This is a genomic window from Klebsiella sp. RHBSTW-00215, assembly GCF_014103785.1.
Lineage (GTDB): Bacteria > Pseudomonadota > Gammaproteobacteria > Enterobacterales > Enterobacteriaceae > Klebsiella.
Genome location: NZ_JABXQS010000002.1, coordinates 86,234 through 105,288, shown reverse-complemented (window position 1 = coordinate 105,288; position 19,055 = coordinate 86,234). Strand labels below are relative to the sequence as shown.

The following is a 19,055-nucleotide window of genomic DNA, read 5'->3' as shown; positions in this document are numbered from 1 at the left end:
AAGATCAGCCATCATCTTTCATTAAATGTATGATATTTAACATAAAACGCATTAAGCGAAGTTACAGTGTAATGGCTCAATAGTAATGTCCGCCTGTGGCTCAATTCAGATGTCCGCGCTATGGTAAGCTTCACTGGTCCGTTTAAACTACCGGGAGGCATATCATGAGCGCAGAAAGCTCAGGAGTGTTTACTTTGAAAGAGATCAACCGGATCAAGATTATACAGGACGTCATTGAACGTCGCATCACAACGCGCCGTGCGGCCGAGCACCTCGGTATCAGCGACAGGCAATGCCGCAGACTTCTTGCCCGTTACCGTGAAGGCGGACCGCTTGGTATGGCCAGCAGACGATGTGGCATGCGTGGTAACCGCCAGTTGCCACCCGGGCTCGCAGATCAGGCTCTGGAACTGATCAAGACGCGTTATGCTGATTTCGGTCCGACTCTGGCGCGTGAAAAGCTCGAAGAACTCCACGGACTGTTTCTTGGCAAAGAAACTGTCCGGCGCATCATGGTGCGGGCTGGCTTATGGGTTCCCCGTAAACAACGTGCCGCAAGGATCCCTCAACCACGGTACCGGCGTCCGTGTACTGGTGAGCTGATACAAATAGATGGCTGTGATCACGACTGGTTTGAAGGCCGTGGCCCGGCCTGCACCGCGCTGGTCTATGTTGATGATGCAACCAGCAAACTGATGGAACTGTTGTTTGTTAAATCGGAGTCCACGTTTTCTTACTTCGAAGCCACGCGGCGCTATATCGATAAGCATGGTAAACCGCTGGCACTGTACAGCGATAAAGCCGGTGTTTTTCGTGTTAACAATAAACACGCCACAGGCGGAGACGGGCATACTCAGTTTGGGCGAGCCATGCATGAACTGAACATCCAGACTATCTGTGCAGAAACCAGTCCCGCCAAAGGGCGTGTAGAACGAGCTCACCTCACTTTACAGGATCGTCTGGTCAAAGAGCTGCGGTTACAGGGCATTTGTTCAATGGAGGCTGCAAATGACTTCGCTGAGGCCTATATGGCTGACTATAACCGCCGTTTTGGCAAAGTACCGCGACATGATTTTGACGTACACCGTGCTGTAGAACATGATGAGGACCTGGGGCTTATTTTCACTGTTCGTGAAAAACGTAAAGTCTCAAAATCGTTGACGATACAATATGATAAAATGTTGTACCTGATTGAAGACAGCGAACTGAGTCGCCGTGCAATAGGTAAATATATCGATGTGTATCACTATCCTGATGGCAGAAAAGAGCTGCGCCTGAACGGTACGCTACTTCCCTACTCTACCTACGACCGACTGTCAGAAATCGACCAGGGCGCGATTGTCGATAACAAGCGTCTTGGCCGAACCCTGGAGTTTATCAGTCTGGTGCAGAGCAAGCGGGATAACACGCGCTCTCAGTCAATTCCCGCTGGAGATGGCCCTTCCCGACGACGGCCAAAGCAGGAAGGGAAGAAATCCCAGCGCTCACTGGATAATGATGACATGCTCGAAGCACTCAAACAGCTTCAGTCACGTTCAGAGGACATTTTTGGTAAAAGAGCCCGCTGATGGTACTCACTGGCCGGACAGTGGTTGCTCACCAGTTGATATTGTCCGGCCAGACCCATGATGTATTATTCATTTCGTTCAGCATCTTTATGTCCTGCTTTTCACGGGCATACTTACCCCATAATGAATGAAAAGAACGAACAATACTGATTAACTGCTTTTTTCTTTGCTCCGGAGATAGGCTGATAAAATAGCAGCACCTGCTGTCAATATTATCCTCAATGAAATTAAAATCAGAGTCTGATGCATATTTTACTGTTAGCATAATATCATTCGACGTTGTTCTCTCAGACTCTGTTAATGCTGATTCTATCAGGTATTCAAAGGCATACATGACAGACAGCTGGTTTTTGTCTGTCTGAATATAACCCATTGAGTTTCTGAGTATTGAGGACTGTACCAGGACCAGAGGCCATAAAAGCTCAACACCATAAAGCTTATATGTATCATGTTGATCATACTGATGTTGCTCAACACGACGATTACCTTCCCGTGCTTTACGAATATCATAGGCAAGGGATAACATAAATCCGTCTTTAACTTTAATCAGTGGGCTTTCATCCACGATGTAATGAATGAGTTCATGTAATTCATTCAGGGCTTCTGAATCTCCCCACAGTATAAAACCTGCATTGTTCGGCGTTAACTCGTATCGAAGCATGGGCTCAATCATCCTGTTGTTTCAGTCGGAGGAAAGTCTATCAGTAAAGAGAATGAGAGATCAAAGTGGTCATTTTAATTGAGCTGGATAACGGACATTTCAATTGAGCCTTGACATACAGTGTAACAGCTAAATTGAGATGTCCGTCTCTGACCAAATAGACATGTCCGCGCTACAGTCTCGCCACCGCGATCGCTGCTTTCAAAGGATGAGACTCATGACGGCATACGGAACGGAGTTTTTCTCGATGAACGATGTAAACCGACTCAGGATCCTGCAGGACGTTATCGACCGGCGTCTTACCACGCGTCTTGCAGCAACCCGACTTGAGATCTCTGACAGGCACTGCCGCCGGCTACTCGAGCGCTATCGTGAACACGGACCGCTATCGCGGGTTAACCGCCGACGTGGTCAGCCTAGTAACCGACAGTTGATGCCTGGCCTCGCTGAGCGTGCGCTGCGCATCATTCGCGAACGTTACGCCGACTTTGGCCCGACATTGGCCTGCGAGAAGCTTGCTGAGATTCATGACCTTTATCTTGCTAAAGAGACTGTACGTAAGCTTATGACCCGGGATGGTTTATGGATCCCTCGTAAGTTACGGCCACCTCGTGTGCATCAGCCACGCCCACGTCGGGCCTGCACCGGCGAACTCATCCAGATTGATGGCAGTGAACATCGCTGGTTCGAGGACCGTGGTCCGGCCTGCACGCTGCTCGTTTACGTTGATGATGCAACAAGTCGGTTGATGCAGCTTCTGTTCGTCAGTTCGGAGTCCACGTTCACCTATTTTGAAGCCACCCGGGGATATCTGGAGCGCTACGGTAAGCCTCTGGCATTCTACAGCGACAAAGCCAGCGTCTTCAGGATCAACAACAAGCAGGCCACCGGCGGAGATGGCCAGACTCAGTTTGGTCGTGCCATGAACGAGCTGAATATCACTGGTATCTGTGCCAACACCAGTTCAGCCAAGGGGCGTGTTGAACGGGCTCATCTGACATTACAGGACCGCCTGGTCAAGGAACTGCGGCTCCGCGGTATCAGCACACCTGAGGCTGCAAACGCCTTTGCTGATGAGTTCATGGAAGATTACAACCGTCGGTTTGCAAAGCCGCCACGTCACGATTTTGACGTACATCGCCAGCTGGATAATGGCGAAAACCTGCAGGCGACATTCACCTGGCGCGAGCAGCGTAAGGTCTCGAAAAACCTGACATTACAGTATGATAAAAAGCTTTATCTGCTTGAAGATAATGAAGAAAACCGGCGTTTTCAGGGGAAGTACATCGAGGTATGGCAATACCCGGATGGTGACATTGAGCTCCGGGCCAGCGGCACTTCCCTGCCCTTTACCACTTACGACCGACTGGGAGAACTGGACCAGGGCGCCATCATCGACAACAAGCGTCTGGGACGTGCCCTGGAAATGATAAAGCTGGTTCAGGACAAACGGGACAACACCCGCTCACAGGCCCTGCCATCACTGGACGGCCAGACCTCACGCAGAAAGAAACAACCCGGCAAGAAATCACAACGAAGTCTGGACCATAACGACATGCTGGAAGCCCTGCAGCAACTTCAGACCCGGAGTAAAGACATCTTCGGCAAAGGCTGAAACATAACCTACATGCGGACATTTCAATTTAGATTGATGTTCAGGATAAACGCGATAACAACCGTTCACAGGCGATCCCTGCCGGTGATGGCTCTTTGCGGCGGCGCAGAAAACCAACAGAGAAATAATCGCAGCGCTCACTGAACGGCGACGACATGTTAGATGCGTTGAAGACATTGCAGTCACGTTCTGAGAAAAGTTCCAATGTTTAACGAGCGATTAAAAAATATATTAAATCATTATTCTCTCATTTCTCTGTTGCAATACTGACCTCCCAGGGCCTGTGTAATTCTGTCACCAAATAGTATCGTCAGACTACGATCATAGTAAATGGTTTCACCAGTGATAGATTCATGCTTTAATATTATCCCATAGCCATATCTTTCAAGCATATTCATACCCACCCTTGCCAAATTGTAAGAATAATTTATTCCCCAAATGGAACCATTTCTTCCTTCAAAAAACTCCGCTCTGTAATATCTTTTTAGAAATTCATAGTGTGCGTCTTCACTAAACATACCCCCTCCCGCTACAGAATTTACATAACAGTTTTTTATAATAAAAAGATGAAATGCATAAATATATATCCCGTTTTTCCTCTGCCGCCCACCATTCACAGATAGAGGATATAATCCTATATTATTTATTGTATGCTTAAATCATTTGATGACTATAGTTTCATATATTTTCATCATGTTAGCACCCATGATGTATGTTTATTTTTTCTGAAGCATACCAATAATCAAACCCCGTTCAACATAACAACATAAAATAATTTATAACAAATTTAGTTGAAACTTAATATATGAAATAGTGACTTTCCATAAGCAGATCATTAGTTTATAGGGCATCCTAACGATGCAGGCTCCTCCTGGCAAAACTGTCGATGATGAGATTTTTTTTGCGGTATATTCCACTTATTTTGGTGGTATTCAGTTTATGCAAAACAATACCGACAAAAGACTGAACCGTTTTTTTGGAGATCAGCAGGCTACGGGAAATTTCATCTATCGAATAACCATTTAAAATCATATTGATAACATGTGTTTCTCTTTTGGTAAATGACAACTTGTCCCTCTTCAGATTGATCCCCATTTTTTTAAACGCCTGCCTCATCATGAGATATTCATTACCGCTTAATTCAGTGTCAATGCATACCGCTTCACGCCCTGTCCCGCTCATTCCTGACGCCGGTTTTAATAAAAAGATAAGATTGACCGGTGAAATGTGTAGGTACTTGAGACGTTCGACATCGCCGGTGTTCAGCTCTGACTCCACAATCACCACATCGCTGTTGCTGAAGGCAATATCGCTGACCCGTGAAAACACAACCCTGTTGACGGAGAGGCTGTTGTCGCTGAACATACATTTCAGACCTACAAGCATGAAATTATTATTGGTAATAACATAGATATTCATATAGTCCCCGCAGCAATACCTTTTGCGAAGCGTCCCGTTCCTTATGTTCTGACAAAGTGGTGCCTGTATTGGTGTCGCCGGGTAACTATGACGTACTCCGGCTCAGCGGAGTACGTCAACTGCTCTACTGGTGCGCCGCTAGCACGCTATTCACGATTTCCACCGCTTCTTTCTCGATCTGCTTGCGATGTGCTTCCCCGAGGAAGCTCTCGCAGTAGATCTTGTAAGCGTCTTCCGTACCTGACGGTCGGGCGGCGAACCAGCCGTTGTCGGTCATCACTTTCAAGCCACCAATCGATGCGCCGTTGCCCGGCGCGGCGGTCAGACGCGCAGTGATCGGGTCACCCGCCAGCTGACTGGCCCTGACCATTTCCGGCGACAGCTTCGACAGCACCGCTTTCTGTGCGGAAGTGGCCGAAGCCTGCAGCCGGTTATAGCTCGGCGCGCCGAAGCGGGCGGCCAGTTCGTCGTAGTGCTCCTGCGGGTTTTTACCGGTGACGGCGGTGATTTCCGCCGCCAGCAGGCACATGATGATCCCGTCTTTGTCGGTCGACCACGGCGTTCCGTCAAAACGCAGGAGTTAGCGGCAGCCAGCCAGCGGCGCGGCGTGACGCCGTTAGTCACGTTGGTGAAGCGGCGCGGAAAGATTCTGGCGAAATCGGCAAACAGCGACTCCACCATCAGCCGGGAGTGCAGTTCCGACACGCCGTTCACCTTGTGACTGACCACCACCGCCAGCCAGGCCATCCGTACGCGACGGTCGTTGGATTCATCGATAATCGAGGTCCGGCTCAGCAACGCAATATCATCGGGATAGTGCTCCTGCATGGTTTTCAGAAAATAGTCATTAATCTCGAAAATAATCTGCAAATGGCGCGGCAGGATTTTCCCCAGCATCTCGACCGGCCAGGTCTCCAGCGCCTCGCTCATCAGGGTATGGTTGGTGTAGGAGAAGACCTGACAGGTCACCCCGAAAGCGTCATCCCAGCTGAAGCGGTGTTCGTCAATCAGCAGACGCATCAGCTCCGGGATCGACAGCACCGGATGGGTGTCGTTGAGGTGGATAGCAATTTTATCTGCCAGGTTGTCATAGGTTTGATACAACTGGTAATGGCGAAAAAGAATATCCTGCACCGTCGCCGAAACGAGGAAATATTCCTGACGCAGGCGCAGCTCGCGCCCGGAGTAGGTCGAGTCGTCCGGATACAGTACCCGGGAGACGTTTTCGGAATGGTTTTTATCTTCTACCGCCGCGAAGTAATCTCCCTGATTAAATTTACCGAGGTTAATCTCGCTGCTGGCCTGGGCGCTCCACAAGCGCAGGGTGTTGGTGGCATCGGTTTCATAACCCGGGATAATCTGATCGTAGGCCACCGCGATGATCTCTTCGGTTTCCAGCCAGCGCGAGTTTTTCCCCTCATGCTGAATGCGCCCGCCAAAGCGCACGGTATAGCGGGTTTTATGGCGCTCGAATTCCCAGGGGTTACCGTACTCCAGCCAGTAGTCCGGTGACTCCATCTGCCGGCCGTCGATGATGTTTTGCTTGAACATGCCGTAGTCGTAGCGGATGCCGTAACCGCGTCCTGGCAGCCCCAGCGTGGCCAGGGAGTCGAGAAAACAGGCTGCCAGACGACCGAGACCGCCGTTGCCCAGGCCCGGGTCATTCTCTTCGTCAATCAGCTCTTCCAGATCCAGACCCATCCCGGCCAGCGCTGTTTTCACATCCTCATAGATGCCCAGCGACAGTAAGGCATTCGAGAGGGTACGGCCGATGAGAAACTCCATCGACAGATAATATACCTGGCGCGCCTGCTGCGAGATCCGCGCCCGATGCGCCCGCAACCAGCGCTCAACCAGCCGATCGCGCACGGCGAACAGCGTAGCATTGAGCCATTCATGCTTATTGGCAAGTGAAGGGTCTTTACCGAGAATAAACATGAGCTTATAAGCGATAGCATGCTGCAGCGCTTCTTCATTCAGCCTGGGTGAAATATAACTTATGCGTGGTTCCATTTTTCTTATCCGTAGCAATTAAATAATACGCTGATACAACAGGTGGAAAGACTTTGCGGCACTTTGCCAGCTAAAATCCATGCTCATCGCCTGCCGCTGCACGTAACGCCACAGCGAGGGACGCGACCACAGGACACTGGCCCGGTGGATAGCATGTAATAACGATTCCGTCTCGCTGTCGGTAAACACAAATCCGGTCGCGAGCCCGTCAACAAGGTTTTCGAGCGAACAGTCGGCGACGGTATCCGCCAGTCCGCCGGTACGGCGAACCAGCGGTAATGTGCCGTAGCGCAGACCATAAAGCTGGGTCAGACCGCAGGGTTCAAAACGGCTGGGCACCAGGATGACGTCGGCGCCGCCAATCATCTGATGCGACAGCGCCTCGTCGTAGCCGATCCGGATACTCACCTGCCCGGGGTATTGCGCCTCGGCGGTCAGAAAACGGGCCTGCAAATCCGGGTCCCCGGATCCCAGCAGCGCCAGCTGCCCTCCCTTAGATATAATTCCCGGCAGCGCGCCAAACAGAAGATCCAGCCCCTTCTGGCTGGTCAGCCGGCTCACAACGGTGAACAGCAGCGCCCGATCGTCCGCCTTCAGCCCCAGCGACGTCTGCAGCTGCTGCTTGTTCTTCGCTTTCTCCGCCAGTGAATTCTGGTCGTAAGGCGCTGCCAGCAGCGGATCGCGGCGCGGATCCCAGATATTTTTGTCAACCCCGTTCAGGATCCCCGACAGTCGCCCTTCCCGCTGACGTTGCCGCAGCAGCTCTTCCAGACCAAACGCGTACTGTGGTTCGGTAATTTCACGGGCATATGTCGGGCTGACGGTGGTGATATGGTCAGCGAAATAGAGACCCGCCTAAAGGAAGGAGATTTGCCCATTAAACTCCACCCCGTGCATCTGGAAGAACGACCACGGTAACGCGATCTCCGCCATATGCCGGGCCTGAAACAACCCCTGATAGGCAATGTTGTGCACCGTAAACACCGATTTGGCCGGGTTGCCGCGGGTGGCCAGATAAGCCGGGGTGAGACCCGCGTGCCAGTCATGGGCGTGGACGATTTCAGGACGCCAGAACGGGTCAAGACCACCGGCAAGCTCGGCCCCGACCCAGCTCAGCAACGCGAAACGCAGGACGTTATCAGGATAATCCTGCATCTGCTGGTTATGATAAGGATTACCCGTCCGGTCATAGAGATGCGGGGCATCAATCAGATAGATGCCCACACCGTTAAAATGGCCAAACAGCAGCGTCATCCGCCCGGCGAATGTCTCCCTGCTGGCCACCACCTGCGGATCCTGAACCCCGTTGCGGATCGCCGGAAACCCAGGCAGCAGCACGCGGGTATCCAGCCCCTCGGCAATTTGCGCCGCCGGGAGCGCGCCGGTGACGTCGGCCAGTCCGCCCGTTTTTAACAGCGGGAACATCTCTGCTCCTACATGTAAAACTTGCATGTATGCTCCTTATTATTCAGCCACAGAGACGACCCGCGACAGGGCAATATTTTCTCTGCCGCCGGACACGCTTTTTCCGCAAATGGGCTCATACCTCAAGTTTGTCCAGCATTTCTTTGGTAACCAGAACGATGCCTTCTTCCGAACGATAAAAGCGTCGCGCATCCTCAACGGCATTTTCGCCAATCACCGTCCCCTCCGGAATAACGCATCCCCGGTCGATCACGCAGCGTCTTATCCTGCAGGAGCGACCGACCCAGACGCCCGGTAATAAAACCGACGAATCAATATTACAGAACGAGTTAATCCGAACTCTGGAAAATAGAACCGACTGCACCACCACCGAGCCAGAAATAATACAGCCGCCGGAGACCAGAGAATTCATGGTCATGCCATGACTGCCGGAACGGTCCTGAACAAATTTGGCGCTGGGCAGCGATTCGACATAGGTACGGATAGGCCAGTTACGGTCATAAACGTCCAGCTCTGGCACTACTGAGGCTAAATCCAGATTCGCTTTCCAGTACGCCTCCAGGGTTCCGACATCGCGCCAGTATGGCTCGGCATTATTATCCGACTGAACGCAGGAGCGCGGGAACGGATGCGCATACGCTTCACCTGCCGCCGTTATCCTGGGAATAATATCTTTGCCAAAATCATGGGTGGAGTGTTCATCCCGATCGTCGTCTTCCAGCAGCTGGTAGAGATATTCCGCATCAAACACATAAATGCCCATACTGGCAAGCGAGCGGGTTTCATCGCCAGGAATGGTGGGCGGATTAGCCGGTTTTTCAACAAATTCAATGATTTTGTCATTCTCATCCACGGCCATGACGCCAAAAGCGCTTGCCTCTTCAACCGGGACCGGCAGGCAGGCCACGGTACAGCGCGCCCCTTTTTCAACGTGATCGAGCAGCATCCGCGAATAATCTTGTTTATAGATATGGTCCCCGGCCAGAATAACGACATATTCCGCATCATAGCGGCGGATAATATCCAGATTCTGGGTCACGGCATCCGCCGTCCCCCGATACCAGTTCTCACCATGCACCCGCTGCTGCGCCGGTAATAAATCCACGAACTCATTCATTTCTTCGTTAAAGAATGCCCAGCCGCGTTGAATATGCTGCACCAGTGAATGGGACTGATATTGTGTAATGACCCCGATACGTCTTATTCCGGAGTTAATACAATTCGATAAAGCAAAATCAATAATTCTGAATTTACCGCCGAAATGCACCGCAGGTTTTGCGCGAATAGTGGTCAGGTCTTTTAATCGTGTGCCACGTCCGCCGGCGAGGATCAGGGCCACGGATTTAAGCGGTAACTGGCGCGACAGCATTAAGTTGTCAGTATATTCAAGTTTACTCATAATAATGTCCTGCCATTAAATAAAAGCCATAAAAGAAAATAATGAAGAAAAAGCCTCACTCTTCTGCAAAATAATTCAGAAGTGATCACCTCCGGTAATAAGTCAGCTGCAATAAATCAGCTGCGCGTTTTATTGCCCTGCAGATTCCCGTACCAGCCAGATTGTCGCCAGCGGCGGCAGAGTCACCGACAGCGAATGCTCCCGACCGTGGCTGGCGATCGCCTCGCTTGCCACGCAGCCGCCGTTGCCGGTGTTGCTCCCGTGGTAGTGCATCGAGTCGGTGTTCAGCTCTTCACGCCAGCGCCCCGGCTGGTTAATCCCGAAGCGATAGCCGTGACGCGGTACTGGCGTGAAGTTGCTCGCCACGATTATCTCGTTCCCGGCTTTATCGCGACGGACAAAGATAAACACCGACCGTTCGTGGTCATCCACAACAAGCCATTCAAAGCCGTAGGGGTCAAAATCCAGTTCGTGCAGTGCCTTATGGTGGCGATAGGTATGGTTCAGATCGCGCACCAGACGCTGCACCCCGTGATGCCAGTTGTCGCCCCCTTCCAGCAGATGCCAGTCGAGGCTGGCGTCGTGGTTCCACTCCCGCCCCTGGGCAAACTCGTTGCCCATAAACAGCAGCTTTTTACCGGGGAAGGCAAACAGCCAGCCGTAGTAGGCGCGCAGGTTGGCGAACTTCTGCCAGGCATCGCCAGGCATCCGGTCAAGAATCGATTTTTTGCCGTGAACCACTTCATCGTGTGACAGCGGCAACACGAAGTTTTCGGTGTAGTTGTAGAGCATCCCGAAGGTCATCTTGTCGTGATGATAACGACGATAGATGGGATCGAGCTGCATATAGTCGAGGGTGTCATGCATCCAGCCGAGGTTCCATTTGAACCAGAAGCCAAGACCGCCCGTAGAAGACGGTCGTGTAACCCCGGCGAAGTCGGTGGACTCCTCCGCCATCGTGACCGCTCCCGGCGTCTGCTCACCGAGCACACGGTTGGTATTGCGCAGAAATTCAATCGCTTCGAGGTTTTCCCGGCCGCCGTACTCATTGGGCACCCACTCCCCCTCTTTGCGGCTGTAGTCGCGGTAGATCATTGACGCAACCGCATCCACGCGCAGGGCGTCGATCCCGAAGCGTTCAATCCAGTACAGCGCGTTCCCGACCAGAAAGTTGCTGACTTCACGGCGACCGTAGTTGTAGATCAGCGTATTCCAGTCCTGGTGATAACCTTCTCGCGGGTCGCTGTGTTCATACAACGCGGTGCCGTCGAACGATGCCAGCGCAAAGTCATCCGACGGGAAGTGGCCCGGCACCCAGTCGAGGATCACGTTCAGACCCGCGGCATGGGCAGCATTCAGGAAGTAGCGGAAGTCTTCACGGGTACCAAAACGGCGGGTCGGCGCGTACAGCCCGGTGGGCTGATAGCCCCAGCTGCCGTCGAACGGATGTTCGTTTACCGGCAGCAGCTCCAGATGGGTGAAGCCCATCCACTTCGCGTAAGGCACCAGCTGGTCCGCCAGCTCGCGGTAGCTGAGCCAGAAATGGTTATCGGCGTGGCGGCGCCACGAGCCAAGGTGCACTTCATAAATCGAAATCGGTGCATCAAACTGGTTGGCCTGCTGACGGGACTGTGGCTGTTCGACCTTTTCCGGCATGCCGCAGATAAGCGACGCGCTTTCCGGGCGCATCTGTGCCTCAAAGGCATACGGGTCGGATTTCACCCGCAGGTGGCCGTGGGCGTCAATCAGCTCGAACTTATACAGCTGGCCGTTATGCGCGCCGGGGACAAACAGCTCCCAGATGCCGGACTCTTTGCGCAGACGCATCGGGTGGCGGCGGCCGTCCCAGTAGTTGAACTGTCCGACCACCGACACACGACGGGCGTTCGGCGCCCAGACGGAAAAACGCGTCCCGGTGACGCCGTCCATGGTGTCGGCATGGGCTCCCAGCGTCTCGTAGGGCCGCAGATGAGTCCCTTCAGCGAGCAGCCAGGCATCAAGCTCCTGCAGCAGCGGGCCAAAGCGATAGGGGTCGTCAATCAGGTTTTGCTGACCGTGCCAGGTGACGGCCAGCTGGTAACGAAAAGGATTTTTCCGGCGCGGCAGAACGCCGCTAAAGAACCCGCGTGTGTCGAGGCATTCGAGTTTACCGACTTTGCGCCCGGTTTTCGGTTCAATCACCCATACATCGGTGGCATCGGGTAATAATGCGCGCACTTCCAGACCCGCATCGGTTGAGTGCATGCCAAGCACGGAAAATGGATCGGAACAATGACCTGCGAGAAGTGCGGAGATCGCACTTTTTTCATTATAATCAGACATGGCAGTCACCCTACTATCATCCTGCGGAAAGAATTAAAACGCCTCTTCCTGCTTTATTGATCCGGTAATATTCCGCTGCATGCTACGCATCGAAATATCAACACGTTATTCCAGAGCCTTAAGACATGTCGGTTGTCCACAAATAGAGAGTGATTAACCTCCTGAGAAGTGAGTTAAATGCGCTGTACGACTTCTGTATTATCTGTCTTCAGAATAATTACTCCTGATTTTCTTTCTGTGAGTAAACACTCATTTCTATATTAATGGGGAAACTAATTTTTATTTCGTCACGAATGATGAGTTTCCTTCTGCTGAATTCGTCAGATCGTATATAAAAAAAGGCTTTGTTGAATAAATCGAACTTTTGCTGAGTTGAAGGGCTTTGTTAATGGAATGGTCGCCTCCCATCTCTTGTGCCACAGTGGGACGATAAATCGTCACTCATTGAACGGAGCGCTGCTATCATGAACGTTAAAACTATTGGAATCGATTTGGCAAAAAACGTTTTCCAGATCCATGGGGTTGACGAGCACGGAAAACGGTTGTTCAACAAACAACTCAGACGGGCACAAATGGCCTCCTTTTTTGCCAACATCCCACCCTGTTTGATCGGCATGGAGGCCTGTGCATCTGCTCATTTCTGGGCCAATAAACTGATATCGATGGGCCATAATGTCAAACTGATGGCCCCTCAGTTCGTCAAACCCTATGTTAAAACCAATAAGCATGATGCTGCAGACGCTGAAGCTATTTGTGAAGCCGTCACTCGACCTAACATGCGGTTCGTGCCGGTCAAAACCGCTGAGCAGCAAGCCGTATTGGCACTTCACCGGAGTCGTCAGAGCTTCATCAAACAGCGAACCGCACAAGCCAATCAAATCAGGGGGTTATTGGCCGAATTTGGCATTGTCGTCCCCCGAGGTATCCAGCAGCTACAGCGACGATTACCTGAGCTCGTGGAAGATGCGGATAACCCGTTACCCGTCCTGTTTCGTACACAGCTGAGTCTACTACAGCACCACATGGCGTACCTGTTCGATGTCATCGCTACACTCGACAAGCAGATTGAGCAGTGCTATCGGCAAAATGCTCTCTGCCAGCGTATCGGCAAGATCCCTGGTATTGGCCCTGTTACCGCCAGCGCGCTGATTGCGACCATTGGTAAAGCCAACAATTTCGAGAATGGCCGACAACTGGCTGCCTGGCTCGGATTGGTTCCACGTCAGCACTCCAGTGGGGGTAAACAAGTCCTGCTCGGGATAAGCAAGCGAGGTGATACCTATTTGAGGACCTTGCTTATCCATGGTGCCAGGGCGGTATTGCAGTCGGCCAAACATAAACAGGATGCCGTATCGAGCTGGGCTAACCAGCTAATGGCGCGCCGGAATAACAACATTGCCTCGGTAGCATTGGCTAACAAGAATGCGCGGACTGTGTGGGCGCTCCTGGCCAAAGAGCGGGAGTATTGTGCACCAATAATAAGCGCTTAAGTTGCTTAATCAGTAAGACAGAAACAACACCACCGATTGCCCAGGCAAGCATGAAGTGATGGCAAGACAGGTCAGACCGCGATGGGGAAAACCCGGTTTATTCAAGGCTCCTGAAAGAGCGCTTTGTTGATAGAGGCCTCCATCAGCGTATTCCATCAGGGACAGAGGTATTTTACATCACCTCGGCAAAGTCCGGATCTATGGCTGCAATCGATGACCAGTAAAGCCACCACAACATATTTAGCTTGGCAAACAGGAGGCGACCATCTATGAATAAATCAGATTTCGGGTAAGTCTCCCCCGTAGCGGGTTGTGTTTTCAGGCAATACGCACGCTTTCAGGCATACCTGCTTTCGTCATTTTGTTCAGCGCTCGTACCAGGGCCATAGCCTCCGCAACCTGACCATCGTAGTCACGCAGCGTCAGTGAACCCCCGAACAGCTGTTTTACCCGGTACATCGCCGTTTCCGCTATCGAGCGACGGTTGTAATCTGTTGTCCATTTCCACCGCGCATTACTCCCGGTCATTCGCTGATTAGCCACTGCACGGTTACGGTCTGCATATTCACCGGGCCAGTAACCCGCACCTTTTCGGGGAGGGATAAGCGCGCTGATTTTCTTACGCCGCAGTTCATCGTGACAGAGCCGGGTGTCGTAAGCGCCGTCTGCCGATGCTGCCCTGATTTTTCTGTGAGTCTGCCGGATAAGACCCGGGAAGGCTTCTGAGTCCGTCACATTGTTCAGCGACAGGTCAGCGCAGATGATTTCATGTGTTTTACTGTCAACGGCGAGATGCAGCTTACGCCAGATACGGCGGCGTTCCTGGCCATGCTTTTTGACTTTCCATTCGCCTTCACCAAAGACCTTCAGCCCGGTGGAATCAATCACCATATGCGCGATTTCACCTCGGGTGAACGTTTTGAAACTGACATTAACCGACTTTGCTCGCTTGCTGACACTGGTGTAATCCGGGCAACGCAACGGAACATTCATCAGTGTAAAAATGGAATCAATAAAACCCTGTGCAGCCCGCAGGGTCAACCTGAACACGCGTTTAATGACCAGAACGGTGGTGATGGCGAGATCAGAATAGCGCTGAGGTCTTCCCCGTGATGAAGGCGTTGCCGACTCATACCAGGCCTGAATAGCTTCATCATCCAGCCAGAAAGTTATGGAGCCACGGTTGATGAGGGCTTTATTGTAGGTGGGCCAGTTGGTGATTTTGAACTTTTGCTTTGCCACGGAACGGTCTGCGTTGTCGGGAAGATGCGTGATATGATCCTTCAACTCAGTAAAAGTTCGATTTATTCAACAAAGCCACCTGGAGATGAAAACAGGAGTTTTAACATGTATTTAAGAGTGTTGTCAGCGCCCATACTCACCCTTTTTCTACTTATAACTGCCTGTTCAAACCATACTCAAAAAACAAACGTCAGGGTTATGCCCGACAGCGATAAATCTGCGGAAGTTGATGATCTTTTAGGTGGCCTACGATCTCCAACAGTTCCCCCGGAGCATTCAAAAATACTCGGATATGCGACACAAATAAGGAATGCCATTGTTGCCGAAATGTATGAACCCGATGCGCATAAAGGACAAACCTGCTCTATCCGTATCTCTCTTCAGCCTGATGGTTCAGTGAACAGTGCGACAGCAAAAGAGGGTGATGCAAAATTGTGTAAAGCAGCCATTTCAGCGATTACACGAGCAAAAATACCCGCCGCACCAGATGACGAAACATATCAGAGGGTCAAAAATGCCGATCTTGATTTCAGACTATAGAAATGAAGTTTGAGATGGCTTTTGCTGAAAAGACCTTGGGGGCCACATTCCGTGTTTTCACCTTAATGGTGGGATTGTTGAGGATACACTTTAATGTTGCTTCCAGTCTTGCTGTTATGTTTCAACCTGTTGATATTTAATATAAAACTCATTTTCGGCACTTTGAGGTGCATAGCATTTGCTATACGTTCGTGTTGTGTTATGCTTGTATAGCAATCGCTATACAAAAGAGGTGTGTATGAAATCAGATGTTCAACTCAACCTAAGAGCTAAAGAGTCTCAGAGGGCACTCATCGATGCCGCTGCAGAAATCCTTCATAAATCGCGAACCGACTTCATTCTTGAGATGGCCTGCAAGGCTGCGGAGAACGTGATCCTTGATCGCCGTGTTTTCAATTTTAACGACGAACAGTATGCAGAGTTCATCGATATGCTCGATGCACCAGTCGAGGATGAGCCCGCCATTAATAAACTACTGGCAAGGAAACCTCAGTGGGATGTATAACAGCGCCCGAGCCGTTATCCAGCGCCCATCAACTGGCAGAGTTCGTCAGTGGAGAAACGGTACTCGATGAATGGCTAAAACAGAGAGGTTTAAAAAATCAGGCTCTTGGCGCTGCCCGAACGTTCGTTGTTTGCAAGACGGGTACGAAGCAAGTAGCTGGTTTTTACTCTCTGGCCACCGGTAGCGTTAACCATACGGAAGCGACAGGTAGTCTTCGGCGTAACATGCCAGATCCTATACCGGTGATTATACTCGCTCGCCTGGCGGTAGATATCTCATTGCACGTAAAAGGGGTTGGCGCCGATTTACTTCACGATGCGGTTCTACGCTGTTATCGCGTAGCTGAGAATATTGGCGTTCGTGCGATAATGGTTCACGCGCTTACTGAAGAAGCCAAAGGCTTCTATGTTCACCATGGATTTAAGGCATCACAAACTCATGAGCGGACTCTGTTCCTTAAACTTCCATGACTGGTTACTGGAGTGGGGAAGTGACTGACACCGACGTAACATATTGATTATCATATCATTTATTTCAACATTTAACATAATCTTTGTTAAGCGCACTAAGGTTGTAATGGCTCAATAGTAATGTCCGCCTGTGGCTCAATTCAGATGTCCGCGCTATGGTAAGCTTCACTGGTCCGTTTAAACTACCGGGAGGCATATCATGAGCGCAGAAAGCTCAGGAGTGTTTACTTTGAAAGAGATCAACCGGATCAAGATTATACAGGACGTCATTGAACGTCGCATCACAACGCGCCGTGCGGCCGAGCACCTCGGTATCAGCGACAGGCAATGCCGCAGACTTCTTGCCCGTTACCGTGAAGGCGGACCGCTTGGTATGGCCAGCAGACGATGTGGCATGCGTGGTAACCGCCAGTTGCCACCCGGGCTCGCAGATCAGGCTCTGGAACTGATCAAGACGCGTTATGCTGATTTCGGTCCGACTCTGGCGCGTGAAAAGCTCGAAGAACTCCACGGACTGTTTCTTGGCAAAGAAACTGTCCGGCGCATCATGGTGCGGGCTGGCTTATGGGTTCCCCGTAAACAACGTGCCGCAAGGATCCCTCAACCACGGTACCGGCGTCCGTGTACTGGTGAGCTGATACAAATAGATGGCTGTGATCACGACTGGTTTGAAGGCCGTGGCCCGGCCTGCACCGCGCTGGTCTATGTTGATGATGCAACCAGCAAACTGATGGAACTGTTGTTTGTTAAATCGGAGTCCACGTTTTCTTACTTCGAAGCCACGCGGCGCTATATCGATAAGCATGGTAAACCGCTGGCACTGTACAGCGATAAAGCCGGTGTTTTTCGTGTTAACAATAAACACGCCACAGGCGGAGACGGGCATACTCAGTTTGGGCGAGCCATGCATGAACTGAACATCCAGACTATCTGTGCAGAAACCAGTCCCGCCAAAGGGCGTGTAGAACGAGCTCACCTCACTTTACAGGATCGTCTGGTCAAAGAGCTGCGGTTACAGGGCATTTGTTCAATGGAGGCTGCAAATGACTTCGCTGAGGCCTATATGGCTGACTATAACCGCCGTTTTGGCAAAGTACCGCGACATGATTTTGACGTACACCGTGCTGTAGAACATGATGAGGACCTGGGGCTTATTTTCACTGTTCGTGAAAAACGTAAAGTCTCAAAATCGTTGACGATACAATATGATAAAATGTTGTACCTGATTGAAGACAGCGAACTGAGTCGCCGTGCAATAGGTAAATATATCGATGTGTATCACTATCCTGATGGCAGAAAAGAGCTGCGCCTGAACGGTACGCTACTTCCCTACTCTACCTACGACCGACTGTCAGAAATCGACCAGGGCGCGATTGTCGATAACAAGCGTCTTGGCCGAACCCTGGAGTTTATCAGTCTGGTGCAGAGCAAGCGGGATAACACGCGCTCTCAGTCAATTCCCGCTGGAGATGGCCCTTCCCGACGACGGCCAAAGCAGGAAGGGAAGAAATCCCAGCGCTCACTGGATAATGATGACATGCTCGAAGCACTCAAACAGCTTCAGTCACGTTCAGAGGACATTTTTGGTAAAAGAGCCCGCTGATGGTACTCACTGGCCGGACAGTGGTTGCTCACCAGTTGATATTGTCCGGCCAGACCCATGATGTATTATTCATTTCGTTCAGCATCTTTATGTCCTGCTTTTCACGGGCATACTTACCCCATAATGAATGAAAAGAACGAACAATACTGATTAACTGCTTTTTTCTTTGCTCCGGAGATAGGCTGATAAAATAGCAGCACCTGCTGTCAATATTATCCTCAATGAAATTAAAATCAGAGTCTGATGCATATTTTACTGTTAGCATAATATCATTCGACGTTGTTCTCTCAGACTCTGTTAATGCTGATTCTATCAGGTATTCAAAGGCATACATGACAGACAGCTGGTTTTTGTCTGTCTGAATATAACCCATTGAGTTTCTGAGTATTGAGGACTGTACCAGGACCAGAGGCCATAAAAGCTCAACACCATAAAGCTTATATGTATCATGTTGATCATACTGATGTTGCTCAACACGACGATTACCTTCCCGTGCTTTACGAATATCATAGGCAAGGGATAACATAAATCCGTCTTTAACTTTAATCAGTGGGCTTTCATCCACGATGTAATGAATGAGTTCATGTAATTCATTCAGGGCTTCTGAATCTCCCCACAGTATAAAACCTGCATTGTTCGGCGTTAACTCGTATCGAAGCATGGGCTCAATCATCCTGTTGTTTCAGTCGGAGGAAAGTCTATCAGTAAAGAGAATGAGAGATCAAAGTGGTCATTTTAATTGAGCTGGATAACGGACATTTCAATTGAGCCTTGACAAATGCT

The 19,055-nt window shown here is 50.8% G+C and carries 14 protein-coding genes and 4 pseudogenes; 8 read left to right on the top strand and 10 right to left on the bottom strand.

Features of this window, described 5'->3' with window-relative positions; genetic code table 11:
• Positions 1-164: 164 nt before the first annotated feature.
• Positions 165-1,568 (top strand): ISNCY-like element ISKpn21 family transposase, encoded by a 1,404-nt coding sequence (locus HV127_RS29830; RefSeq protein WP_001567368.1) that lies wholly within the window; start codon positions 165-167, stop codon positions 1,566-1,568.
• Between the two features lie 28 nt (positions 1,569-1,596).
• Here HV127_RS29830 and HV127_RS29825 read toward each other — a convergent pair whose 3' ends face one another.
• Positions 1,597-2,229, bottom strand: coding sequence for a hypothetical protein (locus tag HV127_RS29825; protein WP_001567369.1), 633 nt, complete (start codon positions 2,227-2,229; stop codon positions 1,597-1,599).
• Positions 2,230-2,446: 217 nt separating this feature from the next.
• On the opposite strand from HV127_RS29825, the gene HV127_RS29820 reads away from it, so the two are divergent.
• Positions 2,447-3,844, top strand: coding sequence for an ISNCY family transposase (locus HV127_RS29820; RefSeq protein WP_009653207.1), 1,398 nt, complete (start codon positions 2,447-2,449; stop codon positions 3,842-3,844).
• Positions 3,845-3,864: 20 nt separating this feature from the next.
• Positions 3,865-4,056, top strand: a pseudogene (locus HV127_RS29815) (hypothetical protein); the annotation flags it as partial.
• Positions 4,057-4,083: 27 nt separating this feature from the next.
• Here the strand turns inward: HV127_RS29815 and HV127_RS29810 are convergent.
• The 7 genes and pseudogenes from HV127_RS29810 to glgB all read right to left on the bottom strand — a co-directional run bounded on the left by HV127_RS29810 (position 4,084) and on the right by glgB (position 12,422).
• Positions 4,084-4,362, bottom strand: a complete 279-nt coding sequence (locus HV127_RS29810) for a hypothetical protein (RefSeq protein WP_004197671.1) — start codon at positions 4,360-4,362, stop codon at positions 4,084-4,086.
• Between the two features lie 334 nt (positions 4,363-4,696).
• Positions 4,697-5,263 carry a LuxR C-terminal-related transcriptional regulator gene (locus HV127_RS29805; RefSeq protein ID WP_009653205.1) on the bottom strand — a complete coding sequence of 189 codons (567 nt, stop codon included), beginning with the start codon at positions 5,261-5,263 and terminating at the stop codon, positions 4,697-4,699.
• 124 nt (positions 5,264-5,387) lie between these two features.
• Positions 5,388-5,840 (bottom strand): annotated as a pseudogene (locus HV127_RS29800) (phosphoglucomutase, alpha-D-glucose phosphate-specific); the annotation flags it as partial.
• A pseudogene (gene glgP / locus HV127_RS29795) lies at positions 5,801-7,276 on the bottom strand (glycogen/starch/alpha-glucan family phosphorylase); the annotation flags it as partial. The pseudogenes glgP and HV127_RS29800, both read right to left, overlap by 40 nt.
• An 18-nt stretch (positions 7,277-7,294) precedes the next feature.
• Positions 7,295-8,728: pseudogene (gene glgA, locus HV127_RS29790) on the bottom strand (glycogen synthase GlgA).
• 88 nt (positions 8,729-8,816) lie between these two features.
• A complete protein-coding gene (gene glgC / locus HV127_RS29785) occupies positions 8,817-10,100 on the bottom strand; it encodes a glucose-1-phosphate adenylyltransferase (protein WP_004099051.1) in 1,284 nt (427 codons plus the stop codon).
• 129 nt (positions 10,101-10,229) lie between these two features.
• Entirely contained in the window at positions 10,230-12,422 is a 2,193-nt protein-coding gene (gene glgB / locus HV127_RS29780) for a 1,4-alpha-glucan branching enzyme (RefSeq protein ID WP_004099052.1), read from the bottom strand.
• 464 nt (positions 12,423-12,886) lie between these two features.
• On the opposite strand from glgB, the gene HV127_RS29775 reads away from it, so the two are divergent.
• Positions 12,887-13,912, top strand: a complete 1,026-nt coding sequence (locus tag HV127_RS29775) for an IS110 family transposase (protein WP_001101446.1) — start codon at positions 12,887-12,889, stop codon at positions 13,910-13,912.
• 318 nt (positions 13,913-14,230) lie between these two features.
• Here HV127_RS29775 and HV127_RS29770 read toward each other — a convergent pair whose 3' ends face one another.
• Positions 14,231-15,199 (bottom strand): IS5 family transposase, encoded by a 969-nt coding sequence (locus HV127_RS29770; RefSeq protein WP_077266288.1) that lies wholly within the window; start codon positions 15,197-15,199, stop codon positions 14,231-14,233.
• 60 nt (positions 15,200-15,259) lie between these two features.
• Here HV127_RS29770 and tolA point away from each other — a divergent pair, with 60 nt between their 5' ends.
• From tolA to HV127_RS29750, 4 genes are all read left to right on the top strand, one after another.
• Complete coding sequence (gene tolA / locus HV127_RS29765) at positions 15,260-15,694, top strand: cell envelope integrity protein TolA (RefSeq protein WP_042928448.1); 435 nt, start codon at positions 15,260-15,262, stop codon at positions 15,692-15,694.
• A gap of 238 nt (positions 15,695-15,932) precedes the next feature.
• The gene (locus HV127_RS29760; protein ID WP_003026799.1) at positions 15,933-16,199 is read left to right on the top strand and encodes a DUF1778 domain-containing protein; all 267 of its coding nucleotides are present in this window, start codon (positions 15,933-15,935) and stop codon (positions 16,197-16,199) included.
• Positions 16,187-16,669, top strand: coding sequence for a GNAT family N-acetyltransferase (locus HV127_RS29755; RefSeq protein ID WP_009654334.1), 483 nt, complete (start codon positions 16,187-16,189; stop codon positions 16,667-16,669). Before HV127_RS29760 ends, HV127_RS29755 begins: the two co-directional genes overlap by 13 nt.
• 199 nt (positions 16,670-16,868) lie before the next feature.
• Positions 16,869-18,272: an ISNCY-like element ISKpn21 family transposase gene (locus tag HV127_RS29750; protein ID WP_001567368.1), complete on the top strand. Its 1,404-nt coding sequence runs from the start codon at positions 16,869-16,871 to the stop codon at positions 18,270-18,272.
• Between the two features lie 28 nt (positions 18,273-18,300).
• Here the strand turns inward: HV127_RS29750 and HV127_RS29745 are convergent, their stop codons facing one another.
• The gene (locus tag HV127_RS29745) at positions 18,301-18,933 is read right to left on the bottom strand and encodes a hypothetical protein (protein ID WP_001567369.1); all 633 of its coding nucleotides are present in this window, start codon (positions 18,931-18,933) and stop codon (positions 18,301-18,303) included.
• Positions 18,934-19,055 lie beyond the last annotated feature (122 nt).

Bases quoted from the DNA above. Each gene is read 5' to 3' on its own strand.
- HV127_RS29830 (WP_001567368.1), top strand. From the start codon at position 165: ATGAGCGCAGAAAGCTCAGGAGTGTTTACTTTGAAAGAGATCAACCGG.
- HV127_RS29825 (WP_001567369.1), bottom strand. From the start codon at position 2,229: ATGCTTCGATACGAGTTAACGCCGAACAATGCAGGTTTTATACTGTGG.
- HV127_RS29820 (WP_009653207.1), top strand. From the start codon at position 2,447: ATGACGGCATACGGAACGGAGTTTTTCTCGATGAACGATGTAAACCGA.
- HV127_RS29810 (WP_004197671.1), bottom strand. From the start codon at position 4,362: ATGTTTAGTGAAGACGCACACTATGAATTTCTAAAAAGATATTACAGA.
- HV127_RS29805 (WP_009653205.1), bottom strand. From the start codon at position 5,263: ATGAATATCTATGTTATTACCAATAATAATTTCATGCTTGTAGGTCTG.
- glgC (WP_004099051.1), bottom strand. From the start codon at position 10,100: ATGAGTAAACTTGAATATACTGACAACTTAATGCTGTCGCGCCAGTTA.
- glgB (WP_004099052.1), bottom strand. From the start codon at position 12,422: ATGTCTGATTATAATGAAAAAAGTGCGATCTCCGCACTTCTCGCAGGT.
- HV127_RS29775 (WP_001101446.1), top strand. From the start codon at position 12,887: ATGAACGTTAAAACTATTGGAATCGATTTGGCAAAAAACGTTTTCCAG.
- tolA (WP_042928448.1), top strand. From the start codon at position 15,260: ATGTATTTAAGAGTGTTGTCAGCGCCCATACTCACCCTTTTTCTACTT.
- HV127_RS29760 (WP_003026799.1), top strand. From the start codon at position 15,933: ATGAAATCAGATGTTCAACTCAACCTAAGAGCTAAAGAGTCTCAGAGG.
- HV127_RS29750 (WP_001567368.1), top strand. From the start codon at position 16,869: ATGAGCGCAGAAAGCTCAGGAGTGTTTACTTTGAAAGAGATCAACCGG.
- HV127_RS29745 (WP_001567369.1), bottom strand. From the start codon at position 18,933: ATGCTTCGATACGAGTTAACGCCGAACAATGCAGGTTTTATACTGTGG.